Raw genomic sequence first — 18,441 nt, forward strand, 5'->3', positions numbered from 1 at the left:
CATACCCCTAGACGCTGTATCGGATCGGTTATCGCAGCGACAGCGGCGTTTAAATATTTTCACCCGCCACATAACCGATGCGATAGTTGTCCTCACCCGCTAACGGTGCAGTGGATGAAAAATCAACGTTCAGTAATTGCCAGCGGCTCACATCCCAGCCTGAAACTGTTCCCGCCGGTTTAATGACCGAAAGATCGCTGTGAGGAAGCACAGCCTGTTTGGTTATCGCGACGAATGATGAAGCGCTGATGAGTGCGAGGTCTTTCGGTGCCTCCAGCGCTGTCCAGGTTTCAATTTTTGGCCAACCAAAATCGCGGGCCAACGCAGCAAATCCGGGACTTTGTATAAAGCGATGCATCGATTCGGCATCTTGCCAGAGGTAAAGCGGTGCGTAACGATTTTCAGAGACGGCTAACTCAGCGTCTTGTTTTCGCGCAAACAAATAGGCTTTGAAAATAAGCCCCCGAAAGCCCATTAGCCGAGCGCCATTTAGCGCAATACGTCGCTCAATGATTGTCATGTCATAATCAGCGGGCAAGCTGAAGCGATAGTGCATGATGATCATAACGCCTCCGGACAATACATTTTCCCACCGCTGAAACTCCACTCTTCGGCGCGATTAAACTGGATAATCACCATCACGTTGTCAGGATGAATCTTAAGGCTGACTTTCAGCTGCTCGCTGAGTAATGCATAAAAACGCTGCTTCTGTTCGCGGGTGCGCGGTTTACCCGCGACGATGTGAAAAAGAATAAAATCATCATTTCGCGTTCCGCTGAGATAATGCGCATCGTAAATTCGCCGTTGCGCCGCCAACACTTCAATCACCTGAAATCGATCCTTCTCAGGTACCGAAAATTCTTGCGTTAATGCGCGGTGAAGAATGTCTGATATCTGCTGTAAAGTGGCTTCGCTCATGCCTTCACGCACGGTAATACGGGTAAATGGCATTAGCTTTTCTCCATAAAAGTGTTTAAGGCAGAAACCGCTGCGGGCCAGCCCGCGTAAAAAGCCAGATGGGTAAACACCTCGGTTATCTCTTCTTCTGATAACCCGTTTTGACGTGCAAAGTCGATATGCCAACTCAGCTGCTTATCTCGGCCCTGCACGGTCAGCGCCGCCAGGGTAATCAAGCTACGCTCACGGGGTGAAAGTTCAGGGCGCGTCCAGATATCCTCAAACAGTATGTGTTGAGTCAGTTCAGCGAGTTTCGGTGCCGCCTGCGCCAGCGTTTCGCGGGTTAATGAAATTGCCATTCTTTCTTCTCCTTATGATTGATGGAACCAGTGTGGAGAAAGGCTATAATCCTGAATATCAAATTAATCAGCACATACAATCCCGCTTATAAGGACAATTGTGGAAAAAGTTCCCTCCAGCCTTGATACCGAGGCGCTGCGCAGTTTTGTTGCGGGCATCGACGCAGGAAGTTTTGCGCTTGCCGCTCAACGCTTGTGCCGTTCAACTTCAGCAGTCAGCGCGCAATTAAAGAAGCTAGAGCAACAATGCGGAACCGCATTAACAATAAAGAAAGGTCGCCATCTCGAATTAACCGCCAGCGGGGAAATACTGTTGGGCTATGCACGCCGCCTTTTAACGCTCAACGACGAAGCGCTTCGTGCGGTCAAAGGTGAATTGCTGCAGGGCGAAATTCGCATTGGCATGCAGGAGGATTTTGGTGAATCGGTGATGCCTGGTGTATTGGGCCATTTCAGTCGCCAGCATTCAGGCGTGAAAATCACGGCGCGAATCGACAGAAATCAAATGCTAATCAATGCGTTCACCGCTAAAAGTCTGGATATGGCACTTATTTGGCAGCCGCCTGAACTCACAAATGACAACATGCTGATTGGGCAATGTCCGCTCGAATGGATCCACCATCCCGATGCAGATGTTGCCGGGTGGCTCAAAAGGGGCGAACCTTTACCGCTGGTGGCATTTGAATCACCCTGCGTTATGCGTTCGCGAGCCACTTCCTGCCTTGATCGGGCGGGTATTCCGTGGCGTATCGTTTTTACCAGCCACAGTCTGAGTGGAATTTGGGCGGCTGTACAGGCGGGCTTAGGCATCACAGTGCGTACTCGTGCCGGTTTGCCGGCCAATTTAGCAATCGGTACTGACCTTTTGCCTGCGCCAGGTTCATTGGGCATAACGGTTTTACGCGCAGAAAACCGCCATGATGAAGCGCTCACGTTGCTTCAACAGCTAATGGTGGATGCTGCACAACGGTTTACCCACGTTAGACGAACTTTCGCGTAATCCGTTCGCCCGAATGCAAATCTGGTCGGGCGAAGCGCAACGACGTTGACGCACAATAAAATCGGAGCCACGTAAGAATTAAGCCGCAGCCGCGATCCCGCTCCATTTTTCTCATTTATGCATACAATTAAACGTCTTAACCCGACCTCGATACTTTCATGAAGCACTCGAGGTTCAAAGCCACCAGCCGCTAAATGTGTGTATGTCATGCCAAAATCTGTCATTTCCAGCGATGCGCTTCATGCTTTTACACCCGCCACACAAAGATGGTTCGCCGCCGCTTTTACCGCACCCACGCCCGTACAACAGGCAGCATGGAAGGCGATCGCAACCGGTAAACATTGTCTGGTGATTGCGCCCACCGGTTCTGGCAAGACACTTGCAGCGTTCATGAAAGCGATTGATCTACTGTTTCAAGAGCGTGCCGGGCAAGATAAGCGCGTGCGGGAAACAACGACGCGCATTTTGTACATTTCTCCTGTTAAAGCGTTGGCGGCAGATGTTCGACGTAATTTAAGCCTGCCGCTGGAGGGCGTTTATGCGGAACGTCGCGCTTTAGGTGATCCCGAAACCCTGCTTAATGTCGGTATGCGTTCCGGCGATACGCCAGCAGGCGATCGCGCAAAGTTGCTGCGTCGCCCGCCCGACATTTTGATCACGACACCGGAATCGCTGTTTTTAATGCTGACTTCGCAAGCCAGAAACACGTTGCGCGGCGTAACCACAGTCATCATTGATGAAGTGCACGCGGTAGCCGGTTCGAAACGCGGTTCTCAGCTAGCGCTGAGTCTGGAACGCCTCGATCAATTGCTGCCCTCACCGGCACAACGCATCGGATTGTCGGCAACGGTTAAGCCGGAGGATCGCGTAGCCCACTTTCTTGGTGGCGCACAAGAGACACTCATCGTTAATCCTGCTTCCGAACGCACCTTAGAGATGAAAATTGTCGTTCCCGTTGAAGATATGACAGATATCGCTGGCAGATCCGAGCAACCTTCAGAAACCACATCAACGTCACGATCTATTTGGCCACACATCGAAACACAAATTTTAGAACAGGTAATGTCTCATCGGTCGACGCTGGTTTTCGCTAATTCACGCGGTCTGGCTGAAAAGTTAACGGCTCGACTTAACGAACGCTATGCCTCTCAGCTCAACAGTCCGCCGCCTTTGCAAGCGCCTCAGCATTACGACTCCTTTGCGGGTGGAACAGAAAAGCGTGCTGATGGCGCAACGGCATTAATCGCTCGTTCGCATCATGGTTCAGTTTCCAAAGAACAGCGCAGCGAAATTGAAGCTGCGCTAAAGGCTGGAGAATTGCGCTGCGTAGTAGCAACATCAAGTCTTGAGCTTGGCATCGATATGGGACCGGTTGATTTAGTGATTCAGGTCGGTGCGCCTTTCTCGGTGGCTAGTGCGCTACAACGCGTTGGCCGTGCCGGACATCAAGTTGGGGGAATCTCTTCTGGCATTATCTTTCCGCGTACCCGACGTGATGTAGTGGATGCCGCCGTTACCGTAAAAGCGATGCTTGAAGGCCAGCTGGATCCTATCGAACCGCCCAACAATCCTTTGGATATCCTGGCGCAACAAACGCTGGCAGCTGTGGCAATGGATTCACTTCACATAGATGCGTGGTTTGCTTTGGTGCGCAGAGCCGATCCTTTTCGTACTCTGCCGCGCAATGTGTTTGATGCCACGCTTGATATGTTGGCCGGTAAATATCCTTCTGACGAATTAGCGCAGTTCCGCCCACGCTTAGTGTGGGATCGTGAAAGCGGCATATTATCTCCTCGACCCGGTGCGCAACACTTAGCGGTCACCAGTGGCGGCACCATTCCCGATCGCGGTATGTTCAGCGTGGTGTTACCCGAAGGCGAAGAGCAGTCAGGATCACGCCGCGTGGGTGAGTTGGATGAAGAGATGGTTTACGAGTCGCGGGTTAACGACATCATCACGTTAGGGGCAACGTCGTGGCGTATTCAACAGATCACCCACGATCAGGTCATCGTGGTTCCCGCGCCGGGCCGCTCTGCACGGTTGCCGTTCTGGCATGGGGAAGGTTTGAGGCGTTCCGCCGTATTAGGGGAAAGGATTGGCACTTTTTACGCCAGATGGAAAACGCCCTTTTACATCACTCAGCGGAGGCTGAAAAGGCGCTCAGCGCTGTGGGTTTAAATGAATATGCGGTGCGCAATACGCTTTCATTACTCGCTGAACAGCGCGAGAGCACTGGCGTATTGCCTACTGATCAAACATTAATTATTGAACGTTGCCGCGATGAAAGCGGTGACTGGCGCGTTATTTTACATTCGCCATGGGGACAACGCGTACATGCGCCTTGGGCACTGGCGATTGCAGAACGGATTCGGCGTCAAATGGGCATTGATCCTTCTGTGGTTGCCAGTGATGACGGCATCATTGCCTGCTTCCCGGACAGCGAAGGTCGTGTACCTGGCATCGAACTGTTCGTATTTGAACCTGACCTCTTGCAGCGCATAGTCACAACAAGCGTCGGCAGTTCGGCACTGTTTGCGGCACGTTTTCGCGAATGCGCTTCCCGCGCGTTGCTATTGCCCAGACGTAATCCTGGCAAACGTTCTCCACTCTGGCAGCAACGGCTGCGCGCAGGTCAACTGCTGCAGGTGGCACGTGAACACGATGACTTTCCCATTCTTATCGAGACTGCGCGGGAATGCTTACAAGACGTTTATGATCTTGCCGCACTGCATCAGCTCATGGAAAAAGTGCAGCGCGGGAAGATCAGGTTTGTCGATGTAACCACTGACACGCCCTCACCTTTTGCCGCACCGCTGCTGTTTGGTTATGTTGCAGAGTTCATGTATGCAGGCGATGCGCCTTTAGCTGAACGCCGTGCCTCATTACTCTCGCTTGACAGTAACTTGCTCGGAGAATTATTAGGCAAGGCAGATATGCGCGAACTGCTTGCCTCTTCGGTTATTGAACGCGTTGAACAGGAACTACAACGTACCGCTAAGGCGTATAAAGTCAGCGGCAAAGAAGGTATCGCCGATCTGTTACGCGAATTAGGGCCGTTATCACTGGCTGAAATTGAGGCGCGCTTCGCCTCTGAAGATATTGATGAAGCCGCTGCCTCCCTTAAAAGTCTCGAAGAGGCGCAGCGTGTTATCAACGTAAAAATCGCTGATCGATCACGTTGGGCAGCGATAGAAGATGCCGCTCGCTTACGTGATGCAATCGGCACGGCATTACCTGCGGGCATTCCTGTGGCTTTTCTCCAGCCGCTCGGAAAGCCACTTCGCGATCTGATTAATCGCTATGCGCGAACGCACACCCTCTTTACCACCCGCGAAATTGCAGAACGTTTTGGCTTGGGTGTTGCGGTAGTAGACGAAGAACTGGAACGCTTGTCTGAACAAGCGAAAGTACGGAAAGGTGACTTTGGCCTGCAACGTGATGACTCACAGCAATGGGTCGCAGAAGAGATTTTTAAACGGCTGCGTCTGCGATCGTTGCGATCGGCCCGAGAAGCGACGCAACCGGTCGCGCATTCAGCTTGGGTCACAATGCTGCTTGAACGTCATGGACTGATCAATCAAGCAGCCGCCCAGTTTGGTGCCGATCACGCTGCTTTTTCTCACGGTGCTTACGAAGGGGTTAACGGTGTCGCGCGTGTGATTGAGCAACTTGCGGGCGTTGCGCTACCCGCTTCATTATGGGAATCGCAAATCCTGCGTGCACGCGTTCGCGATTATCAGCCTGCAATGCTCGACGAGCTGCTCGCTAACGGGGAAGTCATTTGGTGTGGTCATAAATCGCTGAGTTACAACGATGGCCTGATTTCCCTGCACCTGGCTGAGTATGCTGCCGAAACACTGCCTGCTTCCGTTCAGCAGTCAGAACTCGCGCCGCTACAACAAAGTATTGTTCATATGCTGTCTGAAGGGGGAGCATGGTTTGGCCGCGAAATATTGTTGCGGATGGAAACGAATGAACATGTCGGTCCAGAGCAGATTTACGCAGCGCTGTGGGAACTGGCATGGATGGGCTATATCACTACCGATACCTGGATTCCCGTACGCGCGCTTATTAGCTCACCTTCTTTGTCGCGTTCACGTCCTGCGCGCGCATTACGTAGTCGGCGTATGCACAATTTCAGCCTGAAATCGCCAGAACGAAGAAGCCCTCCCGCGAATACAATCGCAGGGCGCTGGTCATTGATAAAAAGAGAAACGCTGCAACCCACGACACTGGCGCTGGCATTAGTTGAAAATATGCTTGATCGCTATGGCGTCATTACACGTGGCAGCGCGATTTCGGAACAGATTCCCGGCGGATTCCCGGCCTTACAGCCTGTTTTACGCGGATTCGAAGATGCCGGACGACTGTTGCGGGGGCGCTTTGTAGAGGGCTTAGGCGGCGCGCAATTTGCTGACAACCTCACGATTGAGCGATTACGTGAGCTAGCGAAAACGCCGTCTGATGAGCGTGCTATTGTCGCGCTGGCAGCAATGGATCCCGCGAATCCTTTTGGCGCAACGCTTAACTGGCCAATGCACGCTAGCGGAACACGCCCCACCCGGCGCAACGGTGCATTTGTGGTTATTGCGGGTGGCGAACTGCAGCTTTACCTGCCGCAAGGTGGGAAAGATCTGTTAACTTTTGCAAAAGAGAGTCAGCCTCTTTCGCTCGCGATCAGTGCGCTAGGAACCGCATTAAAACGCGATAAACAGCTTCGTTTTACGCTGGAAACTCTCGATGGCGAACCCGCGGGCCTTTCACCGCAATTAGCCGCATTACGTGCGGCAGGATTTTCCCGCGTACCAAACGGGTTCAGCTGGGAAGGTTAAGGTTCTTCTCGCGCACAAAATTGATAAAAGCTTGCAGTGGCGCGGGGATCAATCGACGGTCATTGTAGTAAAGATAAGGGCCTGAAAATTCCAACCACCAGGGTTGTAAAATGGCTTCCAGCTGGTTGCTTTCCAATGCGGGCTTAAGCCAGTCTTCAAACAGATAGAGAATGCCACCGCCAGCTATCGCTGTTTCAACCGCTAAATCCACCGCACCCCCACGCTGACTACCAGCGGGCCACTGACCTTAACGCGAAGGCTTTCGCCATCACGCTCAAATTCCCAGTCTGGCATAACACCGCTGGCGTAACGTCCGCGCAGGCAGCGATGCTGTATTAAATCTCGTGGATGCTGAGGTCGCCCATGCCGATTCAGATAATCAGGTGAAGCCGCGGCGGCAAAACGTTGTCGACGCGCGCCAATCGGTACTATCACCACATCCTGTTCCAGCCGTTCTTCATAACGAATACCGGCATCACAACCATCACGGAAAACATCCTGAACGTTACTTTCAGCGATGATTTCAAGCTGGATATCCGGGAAGCGTTGCAGGAATTCCGGCACAAGAGCCGGTAAAACTAAACGCGAAGCGCTTACCGGGACATTGAGCCGTAACGTGCCGCCCGGTGTATTACGGTAATAATTGAGCGCATCAAGCGCCGCGTCGACTTCACTCATTGCTGGCAATAAACGCACCATCAACGCCCTGCCCGCTTCCGTTAACACCACTGTGCGTGTTGTGCGGTGAAACAAACGAATGCCAAGCTGCTGTTCGGCACGTCTTACTGCATCGCTAAGTCGTGACGCATTACTGCCCGTAACGCGTGCTGCTTCCCGAAAACCACCAGCCTTAGCGACTTCAACTACAGCGTGAAGCAGTGCAATATCGAGTGGCATTGTGCGTAACTCCGTACAGTATGTCTTGATTTACCCGAATAGTTGCACAGCCATTCTCCCGATACAATTAAACGACATTCCATCAGGAGGTTTCCATGTCCCAACCCAAACTGACTTATCGCCTCGGCGACCGCGACGTTAATCGCTTAGGTTATGGCGCAATGCAATTAGCTGGCCCCGGCGTGTTTGGCCCGGTTAAAGATGAAGCGCGCGCCACGGAAGTGCTGCAAAACGCAATTGCAGCCGGTGTGAACCATATCGATACCAGCGATTTTTACGGCCCGCATGAAACCAATAAGCTGATCAAAAAAGCGTTATATCCTTATCCTGACGATCTTTGCATCGTTACTAAAGTTGGCGCGCTACGCGATAACAAAGGCGGTTGGCTGCCGGCATTCACACCTGATGCATTAACGCGTGCAGTGGAAGATAACTTACGCCACCTTGGCTTAGAGACGATGGAGGTGGTTAATCTGCGAAGTATGCTGGATGTTCACCAGCCTAAAGAGGGATCGCTTGAACCTCAGCTGGAGGCGTTGATGGCGCTGAAATCGCGTGGGCTTATTCGTCATATTGGTCTGAGCAACGTCACAGCAAAACAGGTTGCCGATGCGCAAAAAATGACGCCGATTGTCTGCGTACAAAATATGTATAACCTGGCGAATCGTCAGGACGATGCGCTGATCGATACTCTGGCTGAGCAAGGTATCGCCTATGTTCCGTTTTTCCCATTAGGCGGCTTCTCACCATTGCAATCATCACAACTGGAACAGGTTGCTGCTTATTTAAATGCCACCACAATGCAGATCGCGCTGGCGTGGTTGCTGCGCCGATCGCCCAATATTTTATTGATACCGGGTACGTCATCGCCACAGCATTTGCAGGAAAATCTGGCGAGCAGACACCTTGAACTCCCCGCAGAGGCGATGGAAAAGCTAAACGAAATGGGGAAAGGTTAACCAAAACAGCGAAACCCGCAGGTTGCGGGCTTCGGTAGAACGGGTATGGACGACTGACGAGTGCTCTTTCTCTGTGGTGAACCTCTTTGCGAGCGATAAACGCGTGATGAAGAGGTTATCAGTATGCGCTGGGCTTGAAGCTGTATTGAGTTCGGCTTTAACGCACTGAATCTTCATCGCTATCGTTTAGCTCGTGAAGCTGTATTTGGCGCGAAGGCGCGGATTCAAGCTGTTCACTGTAATCAGCACTCACATCCGGTAAGCTTGTAAACTGTCCATCAACGAACAAGAAGCTTAGATGCTGCTCAATATCTTTTAGCATCGCTTCAACTGATTCAGCTTGATCACCTTTTTCATCATTACCATCAAGCTGCCAGTGAAACACCCCCGTCTCTTTGCTTGCACTGCCGATATCTATTACGTGCCCATCAATATTCTGCATGAGCAGACGCGGCTCGCAATAGATCAGCATATAGGGCATTAGATCGCGTTTGTTCTCTGACATATTTTATCTCCAGTGGGGTCTGGCGAGGCATTTGCTCATCCTCACCTTATAAATAGTAGCGTATGCCATATATCGCCCAAAAAATGGCGTTTGCGGCAAGATATGTCCAGCATCCCCAATACGCTACGGGTTCACGCTGTGTTCTTAACTTAGGCAGGAAAGCCAATAGATAACCGGCAGAAGCGATAAGCGAAATAAAATAGAAAAACTTCATCGATTTCTCCTGAAAAATCCTTAACGCTTATCAGCATAGACAGCATTTTGAACTCTCGCATGCGTAGATGGATAATCGATGGCTTCCGTTACGCTTTAAATTTGCAGGACTTTATTTGATAAGAGCAGGCAGGCTGCGTGAATTACAGCCTGCCAGAGGGGGTTAGTTTGCGTCAGCAGTTTGACTGTTTTCGCCAAACTTCTCTTTCATGTGTGCCTCGATCTCTTCCAGACTTTTACCACGCGTCTCTGGCAGCATCGACACGACAAAGAAGAGTGAGCCGACATTGATCACGGCAAAAATAAAGAAGGTCGTGCTGCCCGCGTATTCCATTACGGGTGGGAAACCAAACGCAACTACAGCGTTAAAGATCCACTGAAGTGATACGGCTGCACCCGTTAATACGCCGCGAAGCTGCATCGGGAATAATTCCGACATGAGCAGCCAATAAACCGGCGCAACGAACATCTGCATAAAGAATAGAAACATTAAAATGCAGGCTAATGCGAGATAGCTTTGCGTGAGATTCGACGGTAAAAATGTCAACACAGCGCCTAACAAGATCTGAGCAGTAATAACAAAACTCAGGCCGGTAATCAGCATTTTACGACGAGCAAAACGGCTGACTGCCCAGATACCCGCAATCGACGCTATCACAGAGACCACACCATTACCGATAGTGGCTGCGATAGAGGCACTGGTGCCCATGCCGGTTGATTTCAAAATAATCGGTGTGTAATACATGAAGCCGTTAACGCCAGTAAACTGAATGACGAAACCTAGCCCCGCGCCAATAATCATTAATCTGATCACCCACTTCTCACGAATGAGTGTCATCGCACTTGGGCCATGTTCCGCAGCTTTGGCTTGCCTCTTCATCTCCGCCATTTCGTGGCGAACTTCACGCGGCGTTTCACGCAGATACTTCAATATCTTTTTCGCTTCTTTCAGCCGTCCTTCTGCTACCAACCAGTGTGGCGAAGCGGGAACAAAGAAGGTCCCGATAAACAGCAGCAAACCTGGCACCATCGCAATGGCTAGCATGTAGCGCCAAAGGTGTTCATCGTGCAGTAAATAGCTGAGCAATGTGCTGGCGACGTAAGCAATAAGCTGGCCAGTCACGATCATCAACTCATTACGACTCACCAGCGGTGCGCGTAATCTCGGCCCTGCAATCTCAGCAATAAACACCGGCACCGTTGATGAACCACCGCCGACTGCAATACCCAGCAAGAATCGCATCGCGACCATGACTGGAACGCTAGGAGCCAACGCGGTGCCCAGTGAACCCAGCACGAACAAAACAGCGAGGCTGCGCAGCGTAATACGACGCCCGAAGCGGTCGGAGAAAAAACCACTCAGAAAAGAACCAATGGCTGCGCCAAATACCAGCGACGAAGCCACTAAACCTTCAGTGAACGAGTTGAGACCTAATCCTCCTTGATCGGGAGGTGAAGTCATGTAAGGCAGTGCGCCTGAAATAATTCCCGTGTCATAGCCAAAAGCCAGCGCGCCCATAGTGGCAACAAGTACCACTAAGAAAATGCGCTGACGGACGGTATCAGCAGTTGTAGTTTCATCCGTTTCGGAAGAAACCGGCGTTTTCGTACTCATATAATCCCTGTAATCAAAAAGTTAAATATCCATATGGTTAAATTTCATACGGAATGAAAATGGAACATTTTTACCATTAAGGTCAAAGAGTGTAGACGGTATTTAACGAATCGGTGGCTCGACGGAACGTCTGCTGAAAGTTTATTTTTTCCCAGCTAAACAGAGATAAGAGTTATTGAAAATGCGTCAGAGTAAGTGGTTTATTCATCACGACGTTGAGTCATTTAAGTTATTGCAAATAGCAGAAGATAAAACACTTACTCACTTAACTTGTTAGTGATAATCATTATCACTTACTCTTTGGCTTACTTTTCACGGAATGGAAATGATGCACGTGTCTTCAGATCTATGGCTTACGACCTTCGTTGTCGCAGTCACTATCATATTGTGGGCGACCGCGCGTTTACCTGAGTTTATAACTGCCCTGCTGTTTTTTGCAGCCGCCATGCTTCTTCACATCGCACCAGCAGAAAGCGTTTTTAGCGGCTTTTCCTCCCCGGCTTTTTGGCTGGTTCTCAGCGGGTTTATTCTTGGCTTAGCAATGCGCAAAGTTGGCCTTGCCGATCGCTGGGCAAGTTTTCTTTCGGTGGCGTTGAGTCAATCGTGGCCGCGCATGGTCAGTGGCGTGATCACCCTGAGTTATCTACTGGCTTTTATCATGCCGTCTAATATGGGCAGGATTGCTTTGCTTATGCCTGTGGTAGCGGCAATGGCTAATCAGGTTGGGATTAAAGAAGGGACCCGAGGATGGATTGGTTTGGCTCTCGCGGTGGGTTTAGGAACCTTTCAACTCTCTTCCAGCATTTTGCCGGCAAACGTTCCTAATTTGGTTTTAATCGGTGCCGCCGATAACGCCTTCCATCTTCATTTTAACTGGATGCCGTGGTGGTTATTGCATACGCCTGTACTTGGGATTGCAAAAGGCATATTGCTGACAATAGCTATTATTTACCTGTTTCCCGCGAAGCCTGTTCACCGGATCACACGCCCCGATACGTCTGCATTTACGGCAGCTGAATGGCGCTTAATGTTTATCACCGCTCTGACTTTATTACTCTGGATCACCGATGGCTGGCATGGTATTTCGCCAGCCTGGATTGGCTTAGCGGCTGCCTGTATTTGTCTGCTGCCGAAAGTAGGCTTCATTGATGGCAATGAGTTTGCCAACGGCGTTAATTTTCGCACCTGCCTTTATGTCGCCGCCATTCTCGGTGTTACCACTGTTGTGGTCGACTCTGGTTTAGGTGAGGCCATTGCCAATGGTTTACTTGCTATTACCCCCTTGGCACCGGATTCCCCTTTTATCAGCTTTATATCGTTGAATGCGCTGACTAGCGCACTGAACTTTGTCGTCACGGCCAATGGTGTTCCGGCGATGTTTACCCCGATGGCGCAGCAATTCGCTGATGCTTCCGGCTTTTCGCTGACTACAGTGGTCATGATCCAGGTCTTTGCTTATGCCACGCCATTATTGCCTTATCAGGCATCACCGATTGTTGTCGCGATTGCTTTGGGAAAAGTGCCCGTACGTGAGGGTGTGAAGTTATGTCTGCTAGTGGCAATCGTCAGTGCCCTTATTTTATTACCACTGAATTATCTGTGGTTTTTATTACTGTGCTACATCTAGTTTCTGAAGTATATATTGTTGCCTGGCTAAAGGCGGGCATCAAAAAAGAGCCCATTACGCGCGTGATGGGCTCTTTTATTACTGATTTTTATCCGTTGTGACCTAAGCCGCTACTGGCCACCGTTCTTGTGGAAACAATGCCAGTCGTACATTGAATAAATGAAACAAGGGTTGATAAAGCTGAGGCGCAGCGTGTGACGCCCTCTCTAATGTTAGCAACATACGGTTGAGTTCCTGCAGTAATTCACCGTGTGGTTGGATTTGCAGAGATTTGAGTCGCTGCTTTAGGAACAGACTAAGTTCATGGAAAAAAGGGTCAAGAGTGATGTTCTGCTCATTTATCACTTCCCGATATTTTACAAAGAAGTCATAGCAGTTAGCGCCGAGCCAAGCCTCAGTGATCAAATTGCTGCCTGAAGTTAATAGTGGATCGGGATCAAGGCGTTTACGCGGCAGAATAATATTTACCTTATCCAGCATGCGCGCTACATATTGCTGACGCATTAGCATCGTTGCGTGACCTAACTTCATGGCCGATATAAATTGTAAAAGCTCAAGCACCCCTTTTCTCACCGCACGCTTTGCTGTCCACGAAGGCCGCTTGTTACGAATCATTGCTGTAATCACCACTGCAAATGCAATTCCTACCAGTGTTGAAAGCGCGGCATTCACTACAAGCAGTAAATCCGGCTTGAAGTGGTGGCTCATACCAATAAATCCAGGAATTTGCGTAGCGATGATTAAGCCAATCAGATTGGTAGCAGGATTAGCAATCACTAATCCAAGCGCGATTAACCCCGGCGCGAGACAAATGACTAAGGCTTCAAAGGTCAGCGCTTCTGGGATCAGTACACAACAGTAAAGGATGCTGATGACGATTGCGAAAACAACGCCTTTTAAAAACAACCTCATTGGCGCTATTGGGCTATCCATAGCAGCAAAAAATGAACAAAGCACCGCTGCCATCATAGGTGCGGTAGCGCCATCAACCCAACCGCTGCCAATCCAAAACAGGCATGAAGCGAAAGTCGCAAAAAAGGCGGTAAAGGAAGAGAGCAGCAACATACCTTTGTCGACATGTTTGTGTTTACGAGCAACTTTACCTACTTTGGCGTCGGGTGTGAGTTCGTTTACACGCTCGTCTACAGTCTGATAAGCATTAGCGATACGGACAAAGTTACCCAGCCTTTCAATCAAACCATTGAGTAAGATACTCTCCTCACTGCTTAATTTTTGAAATTGCCAATCGCTTTTCAGCTTTCGTTGAACAGTTTCAAATTCACCTTTTAAAAGATGTGTCGTTTCAGGGTTTTCTTCTTCATTTAGCCACATCAAAAAATGGCTAAACGCGTCAGCAATATAATCAGGAAAAGCAATATTCAGTTCAGAAAGCTGACTGAGGCGAGCTTCAATGGCGGTCAGCGTTGGGATCATATAGGTCAAATGTTGATACTGTACGCTGACCAAACGAATTAAACGACGCGCTGCGTTACCTTCATAAACACAGTGCGTGATCAAGGTTTCGACATTAAGCGGATAGTTAGCCATTTGAATCAGGATCGCTTCGCGCTCAACCGATTTTTCTTGTGGCTGTGTAACGACCATCTGGATACAAAGCTTTTTGGCGTTCTGATACCATTCCTTTACGCTTCGCTCAAGCACGCTGCCCATCGAAACAGGGAAAATGAGTCGATGGACCAAACTGCTGCAGACAATGGCGACAGTAATCTCTTCAATGCGTGATATCACTGTGTAGGTAATAGCATCTGGTGACGTAACATCCGGGAAGCCCATGATGGCGGCACTATAACCGGCCAGCATGAAAACGTAACTTTTAGGCGTACGATCATGCAGCGAAAGATACAAACAGGTTGCCACCCATAAAGAAATACAGAAGCTAAATAACATGGGATCCAGCACGGTTGCAGGATAGATAAGCAGAATAAAGAGTCCACCCAGCAACGTACCCAAAAATCGAAAAATCGATTTCGATACGGTAGAGGCTGAATAGAGTTGTGAGGCAACATAGACGGTTGTTAAGGACCAGGCTGGTTTGTCCAGATTCAATTCCAATGCGACATAAAACGCTAAAAATGCGGCTAGACAGGTTTTACTTGAGAATAAAACCGCACTTTTCGAAAACCACTTCATAAGGGATTGTCACCTCTGCAAGGCATCTTTTCGCCGTATCCTGACAGAAGCAACTTGAGGTTTCATTTCAATTATTAATACAAATCGTTACCGTGCTAAGTATGTTGGATATTCATTGATTATCCTGCCTGCTGCCTGTTTTTCGTAGGTTAGATGCAGACTTATTCCTACTGACTAGCGTATTAGTCAAATTTAGTGCCCGGGCTCGCCTTAACGTTTTTCTGTCAGTTAAACATCATTGCGATAGGGTAGATTGATGTCTCAATGGTTCATTCTATCGTGCATTTAATTCTTTTCTCTGTAGCCCAGTTATCGAAACTTTTGGCGATTTCAGGCTGAAATTCCTGATGAAATTGGGGCTAACGTGAAGGACTGCCTTTGAATGGGATATAAAGAAAATAAACTTAAACGCTTAATACAGAAAAGGCCTGAAGGAAATCCCTTCAGGCCTTTTCACTTAAAATCACCTTTTAATTCGCTAAATACTTTTTCAATGTTTCAGAGATAACTTTATCCAGCTCTTCCTGCAAATCTTTTGACTGCCGGTTAAACTCGTAGCTAAACATTCGACCACGCGTTTTTTCGTGCAAACCGATCTTTATCAGCAAATGGCCACAAGCTTGTTGATGTCGTTTTATCTTTTTCAGGTTCTTTAACTAATGTCTGGCTGGCATTCCGAATCAATCGCAAGATATTATTTTTAACTTCGTCTTCTGCCAGGCCTTCACGAGAACAGACAACATCAATCTCCATTGCGATATTATCAATTAACGTCTCAACAGACTGACCCGTTTCATTCAACTTATCTGCGGCTTGAAGCAACGCTTTGTAGTCGGGATAAGTCAGTTCTGAATGGTTTGGGAAAAGTGCTATTAAATCGGAGGGCACACTGGCAGCCTGTAATGCACGCGTGACTTTTGCCTGGGATAAACCCTGATTTTCTGCGATTTCCTTTTGAGAAAGACCGCCATCCTTTAACGCCAATAAGCGCATACCGACTTCACGCAGGTTGTGTTCACGAGCCGTTTGAATATCCTGTGCCAGCTTACGGGCTTCATCAGCAGTGATTTCGGCGTCGGTAACTAAAACCTCAAGACCGGTTCTGCAATGTATTGCAGCTGCACGACGACGAGACCCATCAAGGATCTCAATCTTCCCGCCTTGCATCACGCCAATAGCAGGAAAAAACTGCTGAAGTTTAATTGTGCGAATAATGTCTCGCAAAGAGTCAGGTGTTAATCCCGCCTGGTCACGCCCATTGGTTTCCATTACCACAAACGTTTTATCTTCAACTTCGTTAGCAGGAATGCGCTCTGAACGAAACAATGCGCGTTTTCCTGTCGAAAGAACAAACGTTTGTGCATGTGTCTCTGACGTGTCCTCTGTTTCCAAAGGAGTCTGGCTGAAGGTTCGGCCAATAGTGATTCTTTTTGCGCTCATAGAAACCTCAGTTCAGGCGGATAAATTCAATACGGTCAAACACGGCTTTAGCAAAATCCTCTGCCGCAGATCGGGCATTTTTTAATGCTTCACTGCTTCCAACATACGTTGAAGGATTAGCAGAGATAACAGTGTCAAAAGATTCTCCACAACGCTCAAATCCATCGAGGCGGGGAAGGGCAGCATCTAACATATCACCGCCGAAAATCTCTTTTGCCAGGCTGTGACAAAGCTTGTGGTCAGCTTTGTTAGAAAGCTTGGACATAAAACCGATGTTTCCCTGGAGACGACAAGTCGCACCCGATTCTTCAATAATGCCAATCAGCTCCGGCAGACGCGTGAGGTATTTAAGTGTCGAATGAAAATCAACTTGTGCTGGAGGTACCGGCGTCATCAACAAATCAGAGGCTGCAATGGCATTTTTAAGAAACGCATCCAGATGAGGACCACTGTCTATAAAGATGAAGTCGTAATCCTTGGTCAATTTAGCAATAACGTTATCGTATAAAACAGAATGGATGTTCTGTCCCGGCAAATGTTCGGAACACAGTTCATCCCAGCGAGAAGCGATGAATGCATCATCAATCGACGCAGGCAATACATGCACGCCAGGAATTATTGAAGGAACAATAAATTCATTAACCAGTTCATCTCGACTTACGTTTTGCAGCATAGCCTGAGCAGCAGTGGCTTCTACCAAGCCTACTGAACGTTCATGATTCAAAAACATAGTGGCCGAGGATTGTGGATCGAGATCAATGACAAGAATACGTAAGTCTTCAAACAGAAGATGAGGATGGGCGCGCAGAGCATGTGCTAAAGAGACAGTAGAAACTGTTTTTGATACGCCACCTTTGAGATTACCGACAAACAAAGTGTAAGCATCAGAATGACGATCGCGATACTTTGCAACGCCACGATGGTGATAAATGTCGATAATATTTTGAATCGACATCGCATATTTTACCGAGGAGCCGGCGGCACGTTTGTCGAATTGATAACCACTCTCTTCCATTTCGTTAACCGCGTAATCCACACTTGCACGCGTTAATTTAGGGAGCTTGGCAAGAGCCGCTTTTGCATAAACCTGATAATAGGTATTTTCGTGTAGCTCTTGTTTTTGTGCCTGAATTTGTTCCGTAAGGCTTAACAGCATCCGTTCTGAACGCTGAGCGACCTTCATGACCTGCTTATCATCGTTAGCCATACTTGTTCCACACATGTAGGATTTGTGACTTTATACCGAAATCCTGCTCATGAGGCAATTAATAATCACAAAAGAAGAAATGTTAAGTGGTGACACTTTTAACGTAAAATAGTGGTTTTACGTCATACGATGACTGCCTAAGTATGGGCCTGAATGCTTTTTAAACAGCATGTTATGCTCATCCACTGTATTCAGTGGAAGTTAACTAGTGGGTTTAAACGCGTTTGAAATGTGACTACTGAGCGTCGCCAGGCAAGTTTCGATGACATTTGCAGACAAAGATTCACTGTATTCAGTAAAAGTACGCGACAAGATAATTGAGGTGTTCACTGTAATGAGTAAAAGCTAAATATTCACTGTAATCAGTTAAACGTTCACTGTAATCAGCACGCCAGGAATTTTTAAACAAGAGGAGGGCAAAGACATTGGATCGTTCACTGTAGTCAGTGAACCAACGAACCAACAGCATGAGCTTGCGACGTAACGTCAGTAAAGAATTACCCTGCGTAAGCAGAAAAGAGAGGAAGTAAACATTCACTATAATCAGTAGCAACGCTTTGATCGAAACATCCAATCTCATACAGCCGCCAAAAACCCGCCCAACATTCACTGTAATCAGCAAAAACAGATCTCATGCTTGTTATAAACATTCACTGTAATCAGAAGATTTTGTTGGAAGACAGCCATGAACGTTCACTGTAATCAGCAAAACTGCCCGTAACAGTCTGAAGCATTCACT

12 protein-coding genes and 3 pseudogenes are annotated in these 18,441 nt (G+C 48.7%); 4 read left to right on the top strand and 11 right to left on the bottom strand.

What is annotated here, in order from left to right; genetic code table 11:
* Positions 1-49: 49 nt before the first annotated feature.
* Genes KQP84_RS23540 through KQP84_RS23550 form a run of 3 tightly spaced genes read right to left on the bottom strand, consistent with a single transcriptional unit; the run spans position 50 to position 1,256 of the window.
* On the bottom strand, positions 50-565 hold the full coding sequence (locus KQP84_RS23540; RefSeq protein WP_215848514.1) for a DUF4865 family protein: 516 nt from the start codon (positions 563-565) through the stop codon (positions 50-52).
* Entirely contained in the window at positions 562-951 is a 390-nt protein-coding gene (locus KQP84_RS23545) for a tautomerase family protein (protein WP_215848515.1), read from the bottom strand. Before KQP84_RS23545 ends, KQP84_RS23540 begins: the two co-directional genes overlap by 4 nt.
* A complete protein-coding gene (locus KQP84_RS23550; protein ID WP_215848516.1) occupies positions 951-1,256 on the bottom strand; it encodes a carboxymuconolactone decarboxylase family protein in 306 nt (101 codons plus the stop codon). The genes KQP84_RS23545 and KQP84_RS23550 overlap by 1 nt, the downstream gene beginning before the upstream one ends.
* 100 nt (positions 1,257-1,356) lie before the next feature.
* Here KQP84_RS23550 and KQP84_RS23555 point away from each other — a divergent pair, with 100 nt between their 5' ends.
* Positions 1,357-2,256: a LysR substrate-binding domain-containing protein gene (locus KQP84_RS23555; protein WP_215848517.1), complete on the top strand. Its 900-nt coding sequence runs from the start codon at positions 1,357-1,359 to the stop codon at positions 2,254-2,256.
* A gap of 207 nt (positions 2,257-2,463) precedes the next feature.
* Positions 2,464-7,088, top strand: a pseudogene (locus KQP84_RS26350) (ATP-dependent helicase).
* On the opposite strand, the pseudogene KQP84_RS23565 reads toward KQP84_RS26350, so the two are convergent.
* A pseudogene (locus KQP84_RS23565) lies at positions 7,072-7,985 on the bottom strand (LysR family transcriptional regulator). The pseudogenes KQP84_RS26350 and KQP84_RS23565 sit on opposite strands and share 17 nt — an antisense overlap.
* A 95-nt stretch (positions 7,986-8,080) precedes the next feature.
* Between KQP84_RS23565 and KQP84_RS23570 the strand changes: the two are divergent.
* The gene (locus KQP84_RS23570) at positions 8,081-8,944 is read left to right on the top strand and encodes an oxidoreductase (RefSeq protein WP_215848518.1); all 864 of its coding nucleotides are present in this window, start codon (positions 8,081-8,083) and stop codon (positions 8,942-8,944) included.
* Between the two features lie 157 nt (positions 8,945-9,101).
* Here KQP84_RS23570 and KQP84_RS23575 read toward each other — a convergent pair whose 3' ends face one another.
* The 3 genes from KQP84_RS23575 to KQP84_RS23585 form a co-directional block, all read right to left on the bottom strand.
* A complete protein-coding gene (locus tag KQP84_RS23575; protein ID WP_215848519.1) occupies positions 9,102-9,449 on the bottom strand; it encodes a hypothetical protein in 348 nt (115 codons plus the stop codon).
* A 46-nt stretch (positions 9,450-9,495) separates the two neighbouring features.
* A complete protein-coding gene (locus KQP84_RS23580; protein WP_215848520.1) occupies positions 9,496-9,663 on the bottom strand; it encodes a hypothetical protein in 168 nt (55 codons plus the stop codon).
* A 162-nt stretch (positions 9,664-9,825) separates the two neighbouring features.
* Positions 9,826-11,277, bottom strand: a complete 1,452-nt coding sequence (locus tag KQP84_RS23585) for a sugar porter family MFS transporter (RefSeq protein ID WP_215848521.1) — start codon at positions 11,275-11,277, stop codon at positions 9,826-9,828.
* A 325-nt stretch (positions 11,278-11,602) separates the two neighbouring features.
* Between KQP84_RS23585 and KQP84_RS23590 the strand changes: the two genes are divergently transcribed.
* Positions 11,603-12,904, top strand: a complete 1,302-nt coding sequence (locus KQP84_RS23590) for an SLC13 family permease (RefSeq protein WP_215848522.1) — start codon at positions 11,603-11,605, stop codon at positions 12,902-12,904.
* 102 nt (positions 12,905-13,006) lie between these two features.
* On the opposite strand, the gene KQP84_RS23595 is transcribed toward KQP84_RS23590, so the two are convergent.
* The 4 genes and pseudogenes from KQP84_RS23595 to KQP84_RS23610 all read right to left on the bottom strand — a co-directional run bounded on the left by KQP84_RS23595 (position 13,007) and on the right by KQP84_RS23610 (position 18,282).
* Positions 13,007-15,055 (bottom strand): FUSC family protein, encoded by a 2,049-nt coding sequence (locus tag KQP84_RS23595; RefSeq protein ID WP_215848523.1) that lies wholly within the window; start codon positions 15,053-15,055, stop codon positions 13,007-13,009.
* A 470-nt stretch (positions 15,056-15,525) separates the two neighbouring features.
* Positions 15,526-16,495 (bottom strand): annotated as a pseudogene (locus KQP84_RS23600) (ParB family protein).
* Positions 16,496-16,502: 7 nt separating this feature from the next.
* Entirely contained in the window at positions 16,503-17,702 is a 1,200-nt protein-coding gene (locus KQP84_RS23605) for an AAA family ATPase (RefSeq protein WP_215848524.1), read from the bottom strand.
* Between the two features lie 292 nt (positions 17,703-17,994).
* Positions 17,995-18,282, bottom strand: coding sequence for a hypothetical protein (locus tag KQP84_RS23610; RefSeq protein WP_215848525.1), 288 nt, complete (start codon positions 18,280-18,282; stop codon positions 17,995-17,997).
* Positions 18,283-18,441: the final 159 nt, after the last annotated feature.

The sequence above is a fragment of the Candidatus Pantoea bituminis genome, from assembly GCF_018842675.1.
GTDB lineage: Bacteria > Pseudomonadota > Gammaproteobacteria > Enterobacterales > Enterobacteriaceae > Pantoea > Pantoea phytostimulans.

What these genes read in the sequence shown, in the direction of transcription:
- KQP84_RS23540 (WP_215848514.1), bottom strand. Translation starts at nt 565, where the DNA reads ATGATCATCATGCACTATCGCTTCAGCTTGCCCGCTGATTATGACATG.
- KQP84_RS23545 (WP_215848515.1), bottom strand. Translation starts at nt 951, where the DNA reads ATGCCATTTACCCGTATTACCGTGCGTGAAGGCATGAGCGAAGCCACT.
- KQP84_RS23550 (WP_215848516.1), bottom strand. Translation starts at nt 1,256, where the DNA reads ATGGCAATTTCATTAACCCGCGAAACGCTGGCGCAGGCGGCACCGAAA.
- KQP84_RS23570 (WP_215848518.1), top strand. Translation starts at nt 8,081, where the DNA reads ATGTCCCAACCCAAACTGACTTATCGCCTCGGCGACCGCGACGTTAAT.
- KQP84_RS23575 (WP_215848519.1), bottom strand. Translation starts at nt 9,449, where the DNA reads ATGTCAGAGAACAAACGCGATCTAATGCCCTATATGCTGATCTATTGC.
- KQP84_RS23580 (WP_215848520.1), bottom strand. Translation starts at nt 9,663, where the DNA reads ATGAAGTTTTTCTATTTTATTTCGCTTATCGCTTCTGCCGGTTATCTA.
- KQP84_RS23585 (WP_215848521.1), bottom strand. Translation starts at nt 11,277, where the DNA reads ATGAGTACGAAAACGCCGGTTTCTTCCGAAACGGATGAAACTACAACT.
- KQP84_RS23590 (WP_215848522.1), top strand. Translation starts at nt 11,603, where the DNA reads ATGATGCACGTGTCTTCAGATCTATGGCTTACGACCTTCGTTGTCGCA.
- KQP84_RS23595 (WP_215848523.1), bottom strand. Translation starts at nt 15,055, where the DNA reads ATGAAGTGGTTTTCGAAAAGTGCGGTTTTATTCTCAAGTAAAACCTGT.
- KQP84_RS23605 (WP_215848524.1), bottom strand. Translation starts at nt 17,702, where the DNA reads ATGGCTAACGATGATAAGCAGGTCATGAAGGTCGCTCAGCGTTCAGAA.
- KQP84_RS23610 (WP_215848525.1), bottom strand. Translation starts at nt 18,282, where the DNA reads ATGAGATTGGATGTTTCGATCAAAGCGTTGCTACTGATTATAGTGAAT.